Origin of the sequence: Kitasatospora sp. NPDC056181 (genome assembly GCF_042266225.1) — a bacterium.
Taxonomy (GTDB): Bacteria; Actinomycetota; Actinomycetes; order Streptomycetales; family Streptomycetaceae; genus Kitasatospora.
On the sequence record NZ_JBHJUK010000354.1, the window covers coordinates 1 to 1,025 of the forward strand.

Annotated in this window: 1 protein-coding gene; it reads left to right on the forward strand. The window is 73.3% G+C overall.

The annotated features are described in order from the left end of the window. Window positions 1-45: 45 nt before the first annotated feature. On the forward strand, window positions 46-1,025 hold a 980-nt coding region (locus ACFC1F_RS43475), incomplete at its 3' end, for an AMP-binding protein (protein WP_376167377.1).

Sequence of the window (1,025 nt, forward strand, 5' to 3'; positions counted from 1 at the left end):
GTGGCGGCGTTGTCACCGGAGCTGGGTGCGGCGCCCGGGGTGCGGGTGTTGCAGTTCGCGTCGTTCAGCTTCGACGCGTCGGTGCTGGACCTGGCGGTAACGCTCTCGGCGGGCGCGACCCTGGTGGTGGCGTCGGCGGCGGAGCGCGCGGACACGACCCTGCTGGCGCGGATGCTGCGGGAGAGCCGTGTGAGTGCGGCGAGCGTGGTGCCGTCCCTGCTCGCGGTCCTGGACCCGCAGGCCGTGCCGGGGCTCGGGACGCTGCTGGTGGGTGCGGAGCCGATCAGCCGTGAGCAGGCGCAGTTGTGGTCCCAGGGCCGGCGGTTGGTGAACACCTATGGTCCGACGGAGTCGACCGTGATGGTGACGGCGGGGCGGATCGACGGTAGGGAGTCGGCGGTGCCGATGGGCGCGCCGGTGGCGGGCGCCCGGGTCTATGTGTTGGACGGGCGTTTGCAGCCGGTGCCGGTGGGTGTGCCGGGTGATCTGTATGTCGCGGGCGGGCAGTTGGCGCGCGGGTATGCGGGCCGGTCGGGGTTGACTGCGGAGCGGTTTGTTGCGGCGCCGTTCGGTGGCGTGGCGGGTGGGCGGATGTATCGCACCGGTGACCGGGCGCGGTGGACGGCGGACGGCAGGTTGGTGTTCGCGGGGCGGGCGGATGAGCAGGTGAAGATTCGCGGGTTCCGGGTGGAGCCGGGTGAGGTGAGTGCGGCGCTGTCGGCGTGTGCCGGCGTTGCGCAGGCGGCGGTCGTCGCCCGTGAGGACGCCCTCGGTGACACCCGGCTGGTGGCTTACGTGGTCCCTGCCGACGGCCGGTCTGCCACCGAACTCCCGGCCACGGTGCGGGCGTTCGCGACCGATCTGCTGCCGTCCTACCTGGTCCCGTCCGCCGTCGTCGTCCTCGACGTGCTGCCGCTGACCGTGAACGGCAAGCTGGACCGCGGGGCCCTGCCCGCCCCCGAGTACGCCGCAGGGGGAGGCCGTGCTCCGGCGACCGCCCGTGAGGAGGTCCTCTGCGCGGGTTT